Genomic DNA, 14,819 nt, shown 5'->3' with positions numbered 1-14,819 from the left:
TCTATGCAGTCGGCCCCCTGGTAAACCAGTCGACACCGTTGAGGTTCTGTCCCGTCCGAATCCGGAATTTGGATAGGGCACAGTGACTGGTGGCAGTTGAGCTGAGCGGGACGAAGATAAATGAGCGACCGTCCGGGGAGCGGCGGGCGCTGCTTGAATGTCGCTTTCATCCGACTGTTGGCCCCTAAAGCCACCCTTTGGATCTGTGAGAAGACCAAGTTTAGATCACGCGACGGGCGGACTTTCCTTTTTCGCGTTTTAGCCGCAAGTAACGGCTGGATGGCTCTCTCACCCGACTATTATTCTATTTTAGGGGTGCCCTCGACGGCGAGTCGCGACACTATCCACGCCGCGTGGAAAGCGCTGCTGCGTCAATATCACCCCGATGCCAATCATGGTGTGGATGTTTCTGCTCGTGCGAAAGCGATCAACGAGGCGTATTCCGTTTTGGGAAAGAAGGAATCACGCGCCGCCTATGATCGGTCGCAGATCAGGCCGTCTGCCCACCGAGCGACTGGGGACCGTCCGTTTCACCCCAGGAAAGCCGGCAGGCGCCCGATGCGACCTAGCCCGTCGATGCAGCCCAGCGGTAGCTTCTCGCAGCCGCTACAGCCCAACGAATGGCTGATGGGCCTTTTCCTACTGATCCTCACGGCCGCACCGATCGCTACAATCCTTGTTCTGTGGAATGAGGAATCCGGATTGGCACCTACGGTTCGACGTAGCGTCGCCGCTCATCCCTTGCCTAAGCCTCCTGCAAATGGCGTCCTCAGCTCATCAGGCACAAAACTCGGACTCGGACGGCCTGCTTCCTAAACTACCGCCCAACCGCGACATTCGAATTCGCAGGGTCAGGCGCCAAAAGCAGTCGTAACGCGGAGATGAACGAGCGTCTGTAGTTGGGAAGTTGGGCAGGGGGCGGGGACGTCTGCTTCTGGGTCGTCGGGGCTGCTTCGAGGAGGCTTTGCGTTACCCTCGCGCTCACAGCCGCAAACAGTCGTCGCCTATGACATGCTGTGTGCTTATAGGTTGGCCTGTTCCTCTTTATTTAAGTCGGCGTCGGAACCGTAATAGAGTTCAGCGCACGCGTCGCGCAGGCAGCCACCCTCGATCTCGATATCGTCCCGATAGGCGTCCCCGATGAAGCCGAGAGTGTCGACGTGCTTTGCCTCGAAATACATCGGGTGCACATCGTTGCGACCAGCACCGTAAACGACGCGGCCGACTTTCGACCAGATCGATGCCATCGTACACATGCCGCAGGGCTGGAGTGTCGAGTATAACGTCGCTCCGCGCAGCTCCAGTTCTCCGGTTTGCTCACAAGCCCGACGGATCGCCATCATCTCGGCATGAGCGGTTGCGTCAGGCAACTCCTTGGTCTGATTGCGTTCGGCGGCAATCACCCTCCCGTCTAACACGATGACGCATCCAAGCGGGGAGGTTGAGGGATCGGACCCTTTGGAGCGCGCGACGTCTATCGCCATTTGCATCCAGTGTTCGTCGGTATCGGTCTGCATTGCGTTTCCACCTAATTGCAGTTGCTGTTAGATTTGGCGTGTCGATCCGGTTGCTGCGTCAGCTCTGAACCACTCTGACGGTCGCTTCTGTGGGATCGACCGGATCCATCACGAAAGCCCCGGCATCACGGTTCGCGACAAGCCATGCGACGTGTGCGGCAGTGATGCGCTGGCCCGGCACCAGTCGAGGTACGCCGGGCGGCGCGGGCGCGATCATCTCGGCTGCGATCCTTCCCTCCGCCGCCTCGTAGGCAACCATCTCGGCTGAGCCGTAGAGTGCCGCAGGCCCAGGCATCGCCATGTCGACGGAAAGGGTGCCGATCCCGGGCACAGGTGGGATTGCCGGCAGGATGGAGGGATCGGAACCGAGCTGATTCACGAGATCCTGCAAACCACGGACGAGCTTGCGGAGATCGGACCTGGTTGTGCCCATGGACAGAACAGCCAGAATATGCCGGGCGTCGGACAGGCCCATGCTGATCCGGTGATGCTTGTAGAGCCAGTCATCGATAGCATACCCCGATACGCTCAGCGCCGAGACGTCGATCAGCACTTTCGTGACGTCCAGACTGGCATCTGGCGGCAAATGATCATGACCGAACACGCGCAGGGGGCTATACCGGCAATCTTCCTGCGGACCTTCTCCGCCAGCGCAATGACGCCGTTCCACATCTGCTCCCCGTTCAACGCGTGATCTCGCCGGGTCGCGTCAAGCGTTGCTAGGATCGGTACCGATGGGCTGGTGGTCTCGAACAGCTCATAGGCCATCCACAATCGCTGGCGATCGATCAGGTCGCCCTTGGCGACGATCACCGATCCCTGCGCGAGGGCCCCCATCGTCTTATGGGCGCTGTAGACGGCGGCATCCGCCCCCTTGGTCAGCGGATCGTCAGGCAGTCCTTCACAAAATGCGAACGCACCACCCCAAGCGGCATCGACGATCATGGGAATACCGTGATCGTGACAGACAGTGGCGAGTGCCGCGATATCGCTCGTCACGCCGTAATAAGTTGGGCTGACGACGATGAACGCCTTGGCGGTTGGATTGGCCGCCAAGGCGGCGTTCAGCGCCTGCGGCTCAACACCATGCTCAATGTCCCATTCCCCGTCGATCTGGACCGGCACGATAGCGGCATTGAGCCCCGTCGCGAGCGCGTAGGTACGCTCGGCCTTGTGGGCATTCGCCGCGACCAGAATGGTGTCACCTGGTCCGGCGACCGAGGCCATAACCGTGTGAAGACTCTGGGTGGATCCGCCGGTTGCAAACCGGCAGAAGTCGGCATTCCAGGCCTCCGCCGCGATCTCGTGCGCACGTTGAAGGGCCAGCTTGCCTTCGGTACGGTCGTCGAGCCCCTTCGGCGTCAGCACGTCGGCTTGGAAAACGCGCTTGCCGAGCAGTGCCTTCATCCCGCCAGGAATGGCTGCACCCTGGTTGTGGCCCGGCGCTCCAAATCCGATGACCGGCCTCTTCTCGATCGCCGCCAACGCATCGGCCAACGGCGCACTCTTCTGATCCATGCCGAACCCTCTCCTGATCGAGTGGGTGAAACGCACGGATACTGGAAAGCCCCTCCACGATGGTTGATCTTCTTTATCAAACAAGCAGTTATCCGCCGAAGGCGGACATGAATCAAACCTTCCGCCTAGCTGGCTAGGGCGCTCATCGATAGCAAAGCCCTTTCCAACATTCCGTCACCAAGGGTACGAAAGAGGAAGAGCTATGAGGAACGAGATGCCGATCAACGTCAACGCGGCGAGTGCGGCGGAGTTGGACGCCATCCCGGCGCTAGCGGGGCACGGGTTCGAGATCGTCCGCTATCGTGAGGAACGTGGCGGGTTCAGTGACCTGAGACAGCTTGATGAAGTACCCGGTCTTACCGGTAAGGCCGATGGGGCGACTGCTTCACTGACCGTCGGCGATCGCTGGCTCAGGCGGGCGCCAGACTTTGGAACGCCGCGATAAGAGCCTGTTCGTTGATCGGTTTGTCGAGAACGATCATCGATGGCCGACTTACATGGCATGCTTCGCGCGTGCCGGTAACGAAGATCACGGGCGTCGGCCCATGCTCCAAGATGATGGCTTCCACCGCGGCAGGACCGGTACCGGCTGAGAGATTGACGTCGGACATGATGATGGAGGGAGGCCGCAATCTCGCGGCATCGATTGCCTCATCTTGCGAGGCGGCCTGATCAAAGGATGTGCCACCAGCCCGCTCGATCAGCTGAATGATGTGATCGGCGATGAGGAAATCATCCTCGATGACGAGCACATGGCACATATGACAGATCCCGATAAGCTGAGCTCTTAACCAATGTGGTCACGCAATGGGCCCGCCACGGCGTTAATAAATGTCAGACATGATCGAGAGCTTAGATCGGCGCTTCGATTGCGAAGCGAACACCTTCCGGCAAATATTGGATTTCCGCCCTGCCGCGGATGTGGCGTGACAGGACACGCTCAATCATTCGCGTACCAAATCCAATACGCGTAGGCACGGCAACGACAGGACCATCCTGCTCTGCCCAGGAGAAGGTAAGTCGACGTTCCGTCCCATTGCCGTTCAGGTCCCAGCGTATGCTCACCTGACCCTCCGGTACCGAGAGCGCACCATATTTGATCGCATTGGTCGCCAGCTCGTGCAGCGCCATCGACAACGCAAGTGTCACTTCCGGGGTCAGCCGTATCGTCGGGCCGACAGCGGAAAACCGTCGACCGTTGCTGTCCATGAACGGCGCGAGCACCCGCTCGACGATCTCACCGATCGCCGCGCCTTCGATCTCGTCCTTGAGCAGCAGTTCGTGGGCAGACGCTAGGCTGGCGATGCGGCCCGATACCGCATCCCGAGCCTCAGCGAGGGACGCAGCATCGCGTAGCGTCTGACTGACAACGGCACTGACTGTCGCAAGCGTGTTTTTCACGCGGTGTGTCAGTTCATGGGCCAGAACCGAACGTTGCTCCTCGGCGAATTTGCGCGCTGAAACATTGCTCGAAAAGCCCGAAACCGCCAACGGCGTGCCATCCGCACGGCGCTGCAGCGAGCCTTGGGAATGGATCCAGCGTTGCTCGCCTTCAGGCGTCAATATGCGGTATTCGACGTTATACCGCGTGCCATGCTCGATAGCGTTGTTCAGCGAGGTCGTGAGGAGGTCTCGATCCTCTGGATGAACGCATGCCAGCATACCTTTCATCGACAACTTTTCGCCGACAGGCCGGCCAAAGTTCGTCAGGCAACTTGGCGAGTAGCTGAGCCGCCATTCCGGCAGGTCGATGGTCCAAGTGCCCAGTCCGCCAGCATCGAGCGCAAGTGCCAGGCGGGCCTCTCGTTCGGCTAGCGCAACTTCGCGCTTCGCAAGCTCGGCACTCAGCGTGTCGCGGTCGCGTTCCAACTGCAACAGCCCGTGCCGCTCGAGTGTGACATCGAGCTGGGATGCCACGAAGTAGCGTAGGCTGCCGATCGCGTCATGCACGGGCGCGACCATGAGGCGGTTCCAGAACGGCGTGCCATCACGACGGTGATTCAGGAGGTCGATATCGATCGGCTTACGAAGAGCAATTGCGTCCTTCATGCGTTGGACGTCAGCCTGATCGGTCAACGGTCCCTGCATGAAACGGCAGTTCCGGCCAACGACCTCGACTGCCGAGAACCCCGTCAGAGCCTCGAACGCACGATTGACGTAAACCAGCGGGTTATCCGGTAGCGTTGGATCGCTGACGACCATTGGCGTAATGCAGTGATCGAACGCCGCAACGAAGGGGTCATGCTCGTTGAGGCGGGACGCAAAGGCATCGACAGCCTCGCGTACGACACTTGAGGCATCGTGCGGTCGAATAGGCGAAGGTGGGAGTGGCTGACGGTCCAAAGCGGGAACGTCCTAGCGGTAAGACGTTGATGGATCAACGTAATCGAATTTATGTATAACTTCTGTCATCTGTCGTCCCACTTCGTGAGGCCGTGGATTGTCGCTTATCACCCGGAAATCAGGTACTGGTCTGGGACCACTCTGCGGCAAACGCGGGCGCCGCAATGAAGCTCGCTGGCTGCGGGGATACGGGCGGTGGATCGCAGACACCCTCTTCGATGTAGCGCATTGCGGACATCAGACCATTCCGGGAGAAGGGTTTGGGTATGACGCCATGGCCACCGGCAAAGTCGGCTGGGATCTTAAGTGGGTTTGCAGTGACGAAGACGACTATTGCGTCCGCCCATCGCTTTCGGATTAGTGCACAGACATCTAGGCCGCTGGTGCCTTTCGCAAGCTGTATGTCGACAAAAGCCAAGTCCGGATGGAGATCGCTTGCCAGGTCTTCAACTTCGTAGAGAGACGCGGCCTCGCCGACGACACGGTGACCGGCGTCTTCGATCATCGCTTCAATATCCATCGCCAAAAGAGCTTCGTCCTCGACGATCAGCACATTCAACGGCGGTTGGGCACGTGCATTCATTAATCGTCCACCGGGAATGAGAGAGATACACGAACACCGGGGCGGCGTCGGACCATACGACGTCGGCCCTGACTTGCTTGGCGAGGCGGGAAATAAGCATTTTGCCAATGCCGTCCGGCTGAACGTCATTGCTGGCAAGCCCATGCCCATCATCGGTGATTTCGATCAGGGCATTATTGCCTTCTAGGGCGGTGCGGACGGAAATCGTACCCGCTCGCCCGTCGGCAAATGCATGCTTGATGGCGTTGGTCGCTATTTCGTTGAGGATCAACCCAAGCGATGCCGCCTTACTGGACGGCACCTCTATTTGCGAAATGTTCGAAACAAGCTTGATGTCGTCGCGTCGGCTGGCACCAACGACGTCGCTGATTAGATTTTCGGTAAACGCCCCGACATCGAACCGGGTGACGTCGTCCGACTGATAAAGACGGCGATGCACTGTCGCCAGCGCATCAACCCGTTCGAGCATAGTTTCAAGTTTTGATGAAACGGCCGGGTCTGATATGCTGCGCGCCTGCAGACGCAGAAGTGAACCGATCATCGTAAGGTTGTTCTTTACCCGGTGATCGACTTCGTGAAGCAGCAGAGTTTTCGCATCTAACGCGGCCTCGAGGTCTGACGTGCGCGCCTCGACTTCCTGTTCGACCAATAACTTCTGCTTTGAAATCATAGTCTGCGCTTTGACGCGGTCAGTAACATCAAGCTGGGAGGCGAAGAAGAATACAACCTTACCGGCGTCATTGCGTACAGGGCTCAGATACAACGCGTTCCAGAACGTAGATCCATCCTTTCGATAGTTTAGAAGGTCCACGGCAATGTCGGTCTGGGCGTCGATTGCCCGACGCACTTTAGCCACCTGCTCTCGGTCGGTGTCGGGACCCTGCAGGAAGCGGCAGTTACGGCCAATGATTTCACTTCGGTCATAGCCCGACAGCGTTTGAAAGGCTTCGTTGCAGAAGACGATCGGGTTATCGGTCTGCGCGGGGTCCGTGATGACCATAGGCATTCGGGTAGCCCGAACAGCCGCGGCAAAAGGGTCCGCTCGCCCGTGCTCGTAATCGAGCGCTTCCGTCAGATGCCAATCGTCCCGCTGCTTCATCACGCCTCCGTGGAGCGTGCCGACCAGCCGAACTCCGTGCCGGGACTAAATCGTTTTGATCGGCTTCCGTTCCGCTGAGAGATCGAGTTCGTCTCACTAAGGCATTGCCATTGGGCGGCATGGCTTGCGCGTACAAAGCCTCTTTGAGATCGAAAATCGGCGACCCGTCTTGCAGGCTGGAAGCTGAACGAATGGCAGAAGTAGGGAAAGCGAAAACGGCTTATGAGTGTCCGCTTGTGGGTCAAGTTACTGCAGAAAGCCGATCAGTCATCGTTTCTGCAGTTTATCATTTGAAGCGCACGTTTAAAGAACTGAAGCGCAAACGCAGTGTTTTTCGTATATGCACAGATCGCGATTTCTGGCACCATACTCGGGCAAGTTTAGGTCACTTTCACTGCGGCACGGCCATGCTCGACGATCGCCGTACCAGACGTCTTGATAACGCCATCGGGCCGCGTGACGGTATCGACGGTACGGAAGTTGGTCTTCCACTGGTCGGCGTTCACATCGCACAGCAGATAGCCGCGCCGGTCGTTGGTCCAGGCGAGGAACGGGTTGCGGGCGCGGATGCGATCTTCGCCGACCCGCCGATCCGCGCCGTCGCCGCCCGAGGTGATCGATGTGCCGACGAACTCGACCGCGACTGCATCCCCCTGGCCGCCGTCGGTACGCAGCACGCCGGCATAATTCTGATGCTCGTCGCCGGTCAGCACGACCATGTTGCCGAGCCCCTCGACCATCTTTAGCACGCGTTCGCGCGGCGCGTCATAGCCGCCCCAGCTGTCCATGTTGCGGATCGGTACGGGTTCGTCGCCGGTCCGCCGATCGAGCGGCATCATCATCACCTGTTGCGCCAGCGCGTTCCAGCGGGCCTTTTTTTGCTTCAGGGCGTTGGCGAGCCATGCTTCCTGGGTCCGTCCCATCACCTGCGCGGCGGGGTCGGCCCAGCCCGCACAGCGAGTCTTGAAGCCGTCGTCGCACGGCTGATCGGTCCGGAATTGCCGGGTGTCGAGCAAATGCAGGTCGAGCAGATTGCCGACCGTCGCCCGGCGATAGATCTGCATCCCGGCGGGCCCCGGAAAGGCCGATCGGCGCAGCGGCATGTGCTCGTAATAGGCCTGGAACGCAGCGGCGCGGCGCAGCGCGAACACTTCGGGCGGGTCCTTCTCCTGGTCGATCTCGCCGACCCAGTTGTTCTCGATTTCGTGATCGTCGAACGTCACGAACCATGCGGCTGCGGCATGCGCGGCCTGCAGGTCCGGATCGGTCTTGTACTGGGCGTAGCGACGGCGATAATCGGCGAGGTCGAACAGCTTCTGCCCGGCATGCTCGCGGACGAACCGTCGGGGCTTGCCGTCATAGCCGACCGGCATCGGCGCGCTTCGGCCCTCGTAGATATAATCGCCGTGATGGAAGACGAACGCCGGATCGTCCGCGGCAAGGTGGCGATAGGCGGTGTAGAGACCGTCCTCGTAATTCTGGCACCCCGCGACCGCGAAACGTAGCCGGTCGAGCGATGCGCCGGCGATCGGCAGGGTGCGCGCGCATCCCGCGGTCGAGCGCTCGCTGCCGACCGTGAAACGGTACCAATAGGGGCGATCGGGCTGCAGTCCCGCGACCTCGACATGGACCGAGTGCGCGAGTTCCGGACGCGCGAGCGCCTTGCCGCCGGCCACCAGCGTCGCAAAGCGCGGATCGGTCGCGACCTGCCACTCGACCTCGACCGGCTGCATCGGCATGCCGCCATGCTCGGCCAGCGGATCGGGGGCGAGGCGGGTCCAGATGACGAAGCCGTCCGCGGCTGGATCGCCCGCCGCGATACCGAGGCGAAACGGGTAGGCGGCGAAGAGTTGCTGCGCGCGCAGGATCGCGGGTGCGCCGATCATGGCGGCAGTGGCACCGATCATGGTGCGGCGATTGAGCAGCAGGCGCGAGCCGGTCGTGTCGGTCATGAGTGTCTCGTCAGTAGAGGGGCTGGGCGACGAGTGCGGCCTCACGTGTGCACTGGACCGTATCGTGTTTCGCCGCGGCGCCGGGCTGTCGGAGCGCCGCGATCTCCTGTCTGGCCGCGGCAAGATCGGTGGTGAAGGCCGGATCGCCCTGCATGGCGGTCAGCGTCGACGAGGCCGACAGCCGCCCCGCCTCGACCGCGCTGGCATTGTGGACGCCGCACACGATCCGGCTTTCGCCATACGCCCGACCACGCGCGAGCAGCGCGGTTGCGCGATCGGGAGCGATCTCCGCGAGCAACGTCGCCATCGTCCAGCCGGCGGTCGTATGGCCCGACGGATAATCATAGCTGTCCGCGACCTCCGATGCAGGCTGGCAGATCGGTCCGCGGTCGATCAGGAACGGGCGCTGCCGCTTGTAGAATGTCTTCGCGATGCCGGTCTGTCGTCCGGTGTCGAACATGGCGCGCCGAAGCAGCGCGGCCGTCCGTGGCGCGTTTTCAGGCGTCATCGTGATCCCCATGGCGCAGTTGAAATCGCGGAAGAGGTCGGCGGGGGCGGACTTCACGTCGTTTGTCGCCATCGCCCAGCGAGGACTGCCCTGCAAAGCCCGCGTTGCCTTGAAGATCGCGCGGTCGGCGAGACCGCGGGGATCGGTCGCCTTCGGGGCAGGCGGCAGGACGGCCAGCACATCGAACGCGCCGGGCTTTAGATACCCTGCCGGTCCGAGCGTTTGCTGCGCACCGGCAATGCCACCAAGACTTGCCAGCGTGACGGCAATGATTAGCGGCAAACGGGTCATGGGGTCGGCATCCTGATGGCTTGGATCATGGGAATCGTGAGAACGTGCCCGCCGATCGCGTGACGATGATGGGCCGCGAATATGTCAGCCACGTTGCATCGCCCGCTCCCACAGCGCAGCGGTGTCCGCTGGCGGCGGACCGTCGATCACGAGCAGCAACCGCTCCTCGCCGGTGCCCGCGATTGGTGGCGAGCGGTGGACGATTGCCTGCTCGCCGGCGAGGATGCGGCCCTTGAACAGGCCGACCGCGCCTTGAGCGAGCGATCGCGGTGTCTCGACCGCCGGCGCATCGGCGCTCTCGACCAACCGTTCGATCCACTGCGTCCCCGATCCGCGATAGGTGCAGATCAGCCGGACGGACACGTAATCCGCGTGCCAGCGCTTGCAGGCGTCGCCGACTACCCGTTCCAGCCGGATCACGACGTGCGACAGATCCATGATCGCGGCGAAGGACTCGGCCAGCGTAGCGATGTCCGCGGCGATATCCGCATGCCAGGCGGCCGGCGGCTGTTGTGCGAGCGCATCGGTCAGTGCGGCATGCGCGCGACCGACTGTCGTCGTCATCTGGATGGTGCCGAAGCCGTCCAGCGACCCGACCGGCAGCATCGACGGACGATCCCAGATCGCAAGGTTCACGTCGGGGTCGAGGATCGCCGCGAAGGCATCGACGGTCCGCGCACGGTGAACGTGCGAGCGGCACGGGGCGAGTATCGCCGCGCCGTTCATCAGGCCATCTCCCGCACGCCCCAGGCGGGGAACGGATCGGGCAGCCCCTCCCACAGCCGGGGCGTGAAATCGGCCGCGGGGACGAGGCACGCATCGAGGCGCCGCCTGATCTCCGCCTCGTCCATCTCGATGCCGATGAAGACCAGTTCCTGCCGCCGGTCGCCCCAGATCGGCGACCATTTCGCCGCAACCATCCGGTCCCAGGCCTCGCCGCTCGGGCGCTTCGTTTCCGGTACGCACGCCCACCAGCGGCCCAGCGCCTCGGTCACCGACTGGGCGCCGGCTTGTGCGAGTTCGCCGCACCAGTCGGGTCGCGTCGCGAGCCAGAAATGACCCTTGGCCCGGACCACACCCGGCCAGCCGCCGCGTGCGAACGCGTGGAACTTCACGGGGTCGAACGGCGCGCGAGCCCGATAGACGAAGCTCTCGACGCCGTATTCCTCGCTCTCGGGACGATGTTCGGCGTGGCCGTAGAGTTCCTTGGCCCAGAGCGGGTGCAGTTCCGCCTTCTCGTCGTCGAACAGCCCGGTCCCGATCACCGAGTCGAGCAATACGTGTCCGTGGCGTGCCTCGACGATGCGGGCATCGGCGTTGAGCGACGCCACCAGCTTGCGCACGGTCGCCAGCTGCGCAGCATCGACGAGATCGGTCTTGGTAATGACGATCACGTCCGCGAACTCGATCTGCTCGACCAGCAACCCGACCAGGCTGCGGCGATCGTCGTCGCCAAGCGCCTCGCCGCGGTCGGCTAGAAAGTCGGTGCTGGCATAGTCGCGCAGCAGATTGGCGGCGTCGACCACCGTCACCATCGTGTCGAGCCGTGCGACATCCGACAGGCTTTCGCCATGCTCGTCCTCGAACGAAAAGGTCGCTGCGACCGGCAGGGGCTCGGAGATGCCGGTGCTCTCGATCACCAGGCAGTCGAACCGCCCGGCATCGGCCAGCGCGCGCACTTCGATGAGCAGATCCTCGCGCAGCGTGCAGCATATGCAGCCATTGGTCATTTCGACCAGCGTGTCCTCGCCGCGCGACAGGGTGGTATCGCCACTGCGCACCAAGTCGGCGTCGATGTTCACCTCCGACATGTCGTTGACGATCACCGCCACGCGCCGGCCCTCCCGGTTGGCGAGGATGTGATTGAGGAGCGTGGTCTTTCCGGCACCCAGGAATCCGGACAGGACCGTCACGGGTAACAGCGGCTTCGCATCTTGAACCATCGACCTACCTCATATTGAATGATATGATGTATCATTACTGTGTTGATGGTGGTTGTGGCAAGATGAGAACGATACGGAATTACGGAATGGATTGGCTCGACCGCGCGGCGATGGCGGGATCGGCGGCCTGCATGGTTCACTGTCTCGTGCTGCCGATCCTCCTGGCGGCGGTACCGGCCGTGTCCGCGTTCATCGTCATACCCGAAAGCTTCCACCGCTGGGCGCTGCTGTTCGCGGCACCGATCGCAGCGATCGCACTGGTCGGTGGTCACGCGCGCCACGCGGCGTCCTGGCCGCTGTGCCTTGGCGCCGCCGGACTGGGCCTGATGACGATAGGGGCCTTCGCCCTGCCGGAAGGCGGCGTCGAAATCACCGTCACGGTGACCGGCGGCATACTGGTAGCACTCGCCCACACGGCCAATCTGCGGTTGCGGCATAGCTGCGGCAGCCTGGGAGATCGCTCGCGCGCACGGTCAGCCTGAGCCGTTGAGCCTTCGATACAGCTACTCATTGCTCTGCTGAGGTGTTGAGCCCGGCCTAGCGCCCGCAGGAATCTGTCTCGGGCTCGTTTCTTGGGGCTCCCGGCTTGGGAATGCTGACGGGTAAGTACGGTAGCCGGGGGAGCAGGTTTGGGAGAACTCCGAGTTTCTCAAAACCGTGCTGTCGTCCTAGCAGCAACAGCGGCTCGATGCGGCAGGCGCGCTGCTTTCACTCGAGCTTTGTCTCATTTTCGCCTCGCCGCGCAACCGCATCATCAGCAGCAGTGACGTGAGAGTTTGGAGCGAGGGTAGCTGAACGAACGGCCGCTTCCAAGACGGCAGTTAGCAGGGCTGAATGTCCGTTTCTGGGTCTTGCAGGCGGGCCTGCTTCGGTACCGAGCAGCCGTCCGTTCTCTAAGCGGCAGCCGCGTCGCTCAATTCCCTCAACGGCGGCGCCAAACCGGCATCATGCGGCTTAATTCGCGGTGTCGATCGATCCATTCATGCTTGAGCGCGCCGCCGATGTGAAGCGCGACCAGTGTATAGAGCAGGTAGGACAGGTAAACGTGCAAGGCGCCGAAACCATCGTGGACGGCGTCGCGCGTGGCGGGCGGCAGGCTTAATATCGTGCCGATCCGCGGCCATTCGAACAGTCCGAACAGGAACATCGGGTGGGTCGCCGCATCCTTGTACGCCGAGTCCATGATCCAGCCGGTCAGCGGCATGGCAAAGATCAGCGCGTACAGCAGCCAGTGGGTCACATGGGCCGCGCCGATTTCCCATTTTTGATAGGTGGTCGGCATCGGGGGAGGCCGATGCGTCAGCCGCCAGAGCAGGCGCATGGTTGCCAGGCCGAGGATCGTGATCCCGATCGACTTGTGCAGGTCGATCGCGGGGCGCACGCGGTCGTCGGCAAGATGTGGCCAGAGCCAGGGCAGGGTCATGTTGATGACGATCCCCACCGCGACCAGCCAATGGAAGGCGATGGCGACGCCTGTGTATCTGGTATTCATCCGCTGCAATCCGCTCCACCACCTCGCGCCGATTCCCGGTTCTCGACACATTTCCGCAATAGCGCGTTCAGCAAGCCAGCGTTAGGCGCTGGCCGATGCAATCCCTCTCGGCAAATTTTACCGCACAGTCGCCGCGGCTGTCGCCACGGCCGATCCGGCTGGCGAGCCGGCTGATCGGCTTGGCCGCCCCGCTGGTGTTCGTCGTGCTGATCGCGCAGGCATTTCTGCGGCAGGGGCTTGCCATATGGTCGGTCGGGATCGCGTACATCCTGTACGACACGGCGCTGCTCGTGTTTACGGCGTGGCAGATCCGCCACCTTGCGCAAACCGCAACGCCAGCCCCGACCGGCGTGCAGCCGAGCTTCGGTGTGATCGTCGCCGCGCATAACGAGGCAGGCGTGATCCGGCTGGCGATCGACCGGCTCCTTGCCCAGGACCAACCACCCGAGGCGATCCTTATCGCCGACGACGGATCGAGCGACGATACGCCGTCCGCCATGGCGGCGGGCTATGCGTTGGCGACGCCGCCCCTCGGGGGGCTCGTCGAGATCGAGACGGGGCGCACCCGGCTTCAATGGCTGCGTCTGCCGCACGGCGGCAAGGCCCGCGCGATTAATGCTGCGCTCGAGCGGATCGCTACGGACGTGGTGCTGACCGTGGATGCCGACACGTTGATCGAGCCCGGCTCGATCGCAGCAATGCGTGCCGCCTTTGCAGCGGAGCCAGAGCTGGTGGCGGCTACCGGGGTGCTGGCGCCGATCTGCGGTCCAAACCTGAGCGGTCGGATATTCGAGTGGTTCCAGTCCTACGAATATGTCCGCAACTTCCTGTCACGCGACGCGTGGATGCGGATCGACGGGCTGTTGCTGATCTCGGGCGCCTTCGCGGCGTTCCGGCGCGATGCGGTGCTGACGGTCGGCGGCTTCGATCCCGACTGCATGGTGGAGGATTACGAGCTGATCCACCGGCTGCACCGCCATGCCCACGATGCCGGGCTGCACTGGACGGTGCGGGTCGTCGGTGGCGCGCTGGCGCGAACCGATGCGCCGGCGAGCATCCCTGCCTTTCTAAAACAGCGACAGCGCTGGTTCGGCGGCTTCCTGCAGACGCAGCACTGGAACCGCGACATGGTCGGCAACGCGCGTTACGGGCGGCTGGGTACGCGGATGCTCCCGGTGAAGGCGCTCGATACGGTGCAGCCGATTTATGGGTTGGCAGCCTTTGCGGTCCTGATCGGCCTCGTCGTCACCGGTCGCTACACGCTCGCGTTCCCGATCCTGCTCGTGATGATCGCCAAGATCGCGATCGACCTGAGCTTCCACCTTTGGTCGCTCGGCATCTACAAGCGCTGGACCGGGCAGCGCGAAGGCTTGAACCTCGGCCCCGCGATCGTCGCCGCGATCGCCGAACCGTTCAGCTTCCAGCTGTTGCGTCACGCGGGCGCGATCTATGGCTGGTACGCGTTTTTGCGCGGCGGTCAGACTTGGAGTGCACAGACCCGGACCGCGCTTGAGCAGCGCGCTTGACGGAGAAGCCGGCGGTGTCCGACGAATACGCCCACGGACGAGGTTAA

At 62.3% G+C, this 14,819-nt stretch carries 16 protein-coding genes; 4 read left to right on the top strand and 12 right to left on the bottom strand.

What is annotated here, in order from left to right; genetic code table 11:
- The first annotated feature begins 120 nt into the window (after positions 1 to 120).
- Positions 121 to 816 carry a J domain-containing protein gene (locus QP164_RS19805; RefSeq protein ID WP_443027425.1) on the top strand — a complete coding sequence of 232 codons (696 nt, stop codon included), beginning with the start codon at positions 121 to 123 and terminating at the stop codon, positions 814 to 816.
- A 206-nt stretch (positions 817 to 1,022) separates the two neighbouring features.
- On the opposite strand, the gene QP164_RS06670 is transcribed toward QP164_RS19805, so the two are convergent.
- From QP164_RS06670 to QP164_RS06660, 3 genes are read right to left on the bottom strand one after another with little or no spacing between them, the layout of a single operon-like run.
- Positions 1,023 to 1,517, bottom strand: coding sequence for a nucleoside deaminase (locus QP164_RS06670; RefSeq protein WP_333922625.1), 495 nt, complete (start codon positions 1,515 to 1,517; stop codon positions 1,023 to 1,025).
- Between the two features lie 58 nt (positions 1,518 to 1,575).
- A complete protein-coding gene (locus QP164_RS06665) occupies positions 1,576 to 2,070 on the bottom strand; it encodes a hypothetical protein (RefSeq protein ID WP_333922624.1) in 495 nt (164 codons plus the stop codon).
- The gene (locus tag QP164_RS06660) at positions 2,064 to 3,035 is read right to left on the bottom strand and encodes an aminotransferase class V-fold PLP-dependent enzyme (protein ID WP_333922623.1); all 972 of its coding nucleotides are present in this window, start codon (positions 3,033 to 3,035) and stop codon (positions 2,064 to 2,066) included. Before QP164_RS06660 ends, QP164_RS06665 begins: the two co-directional genes overlap by 7 nt.
- 202 nt (positions 3,036 to 3,237) lie before the next feature.
- On the opposite strand from QP164_RS06660, the gene QP164_RS06655 reads away from it, so the two are divergent.
- Positions 3,238 to 3,480, top strand: a complete 243-nt coding sequence (locus tag QP164_RS06655) for a ComEA family DNA-binding protein (protein WP_333922622.1) — start codon at positions 3,238 to 3,240, stop codon at positions 3,478 to 3,480.
- Here QP164_RS06655 and QP164_RS06650 read toward each other — a convergent pair.
- The 8 genes from QP164_RS06650 to QP164_RS06615 all read right to left on the bottom strand — a co-directional run bounded on the left by QP164_RS06650 (position 3,446) and on the right by QP164_RS06615 (position 11,754).
- Positions 3,446 to 3,796 carry a response regulator gene (locus QP164_RS06650; protein WP_093401120.1) on the bottom strand — a complete coding sequence of 117 codons (351 nt, stop codon included), beginning with the start codon at positions 3,794 to 3,796 and terminating at the stop codon, positions 3,446 to 3,448. The genes QP164_RS06655 and QP164_RS06650 overlap by 35 nt on opposite strands.
- Positions 3,797 to 3,887: 91 nt before the next feature.
- The gene (locus tag QP164_RS06645) at positions 3,888 to 5,378 is read right to left on the bottom strand and encodes an HWE histidine kinase domain-containing protein (RefSeq protein WP_333922103.1); all 1,491 of its coding nucleotides are present in this window, start codon (positions 5,376 to 5,378) and stop codon (positions 3,888 to 3,890) included.
- Between the two features lie 118 nt (positions 5,379 to 5,496).
- Positions 5,497 to 5,931: a response regulator gene (locus QP164_RS06640; protein ID WP_333922104.1), complete on the bottom strand. Its 435-nt coding sequence runs from the start codon at positions 5,929 to 5,931 to the stop codon at positions 5,497 to 5,499.
- Complete coding sequence (locus tag QP164_RS06635) at positions 5,888 to 7,060, bottom strand: histidine kinase dimerization/phosphoacceptor domain -containing protein (protein WP_333922621.1); 1,173 nt, start codon at positions 7,058 to 7,060, stop codon at positions 5,888 to 5,890. The genes QP164_RS06640 and QP164_RS06635 overlap by 44 nt, the downstream gene beginning before the upstream one ends.
- 380 nt (positions 7,061 to 7,440) lie before the next feature.
- On the bottom strand, positions 7,441 to 9,012 hold the full coding sequence (locus QP164_RS06630; protein WP_443027424.1) for an alkaline phosphatase D family protein: 1,572 nt from the start codon (positions 9,010 to 9,012) through the stop codon (positions 7,441 to 7,443).
- Positions 9,013 to 9,022: 10 nt separating this feature from the next.
- The gene (locus QP164_RS19800) at positions 9,023 to 9,472 is read right to left on the bottom strand and encodes an acid phosphatase (RefSeq protein ID WP_443027478.1); all 450 of its coding nucleotides are present in this window, start codon (positions 9,470 to 9,472) and stop codon (positions 9,023 to 9,025) included.
- Between the two features lie 423 nt (positions 9,473 to 9,895).
- A complete protein-coding gene (locus tag QP164_RS06620; RefSeq protein WP_333922619.1) occupies positions 9,896 to 10,537 on the bottom strand; it encodes a DUF1826 domain-containing protein in 642 nt (213 codons plus the stop codon).
- A complete protein-coding gene (locus tag QP164_RS06615; protein WP_333922618.1) occupies positions 10,537 to 11,754 on the bottom strand; it encodes a GTP-binding protein in 1,218 nt (405 codons plus the stop codon). The genes QP164_RS06620 and QP164_RS06615 overlap by 1 nt, the downstream gene beginning before the upstream one ends.
- Positions 11,755 to 11,840: 86 nt before the next feature.
- Here QP164_RS06615 and QP164_RS06610 point away from each other — a divergent pair, with 86 nt between their 5' ends.
- Positions 11,841 to 12,236, top strand: a complete 396-nt coding sequence (locus QP164_RS06610; protein WP_333922617.1) for a MerC domain-containing protein — start codon at positions 11,841 to 11,843, stop codon at positions 12,234 to 12,236.
- A gap of 440 nt (positions 12,237 to 12,676) precedes the next feature.
- Here QP164_RS06610 and QP164_RS06605 read toward each other — a convergent pair whose 3' ends face one another.
- A complete protein-coding gene (locus QP164_RS06605) occupies positions 12,677 to 13,246 on the bottom strand; it encodes a cytochrome b (protein ID WP_333922616.1) in 570 nt (189 codons plus the stop codon).
- Positions 13,247 to 13,341: 95 nt separating this feature from the next.
- Here QP164_RS06605 and QP164_RS06600 point away from each other — a divergent pair, with 95 nt between their 5' ends.
- On the top strand, positions 13,342 to 14,772 hold the full coding sequence (locus tag QP164_RS06600) for a glycosyltransferase family 2 protein (RefSeq protein ID WP_333922615.1): 1,431 nt from the start codon (positions 13,342 to 13,344) through the stop codon (positions 14,770 to 14,772).
- Positions 14,773 to 14,819: the final 47 nt, after the last annotated feature.

It is taken from the genome of Sphingomonas sp. LR59 (assembly GCF_036855945.1).
Classification (GTDB): Bacteria; Pseudomonadota; Alphaproteobacteria; order Sphingomonadales; family Sphingomonadaceae; genus Sphingomonas.
This window is presented reverse-complemented; position numbering and strand designations above follow the sequence as displayed.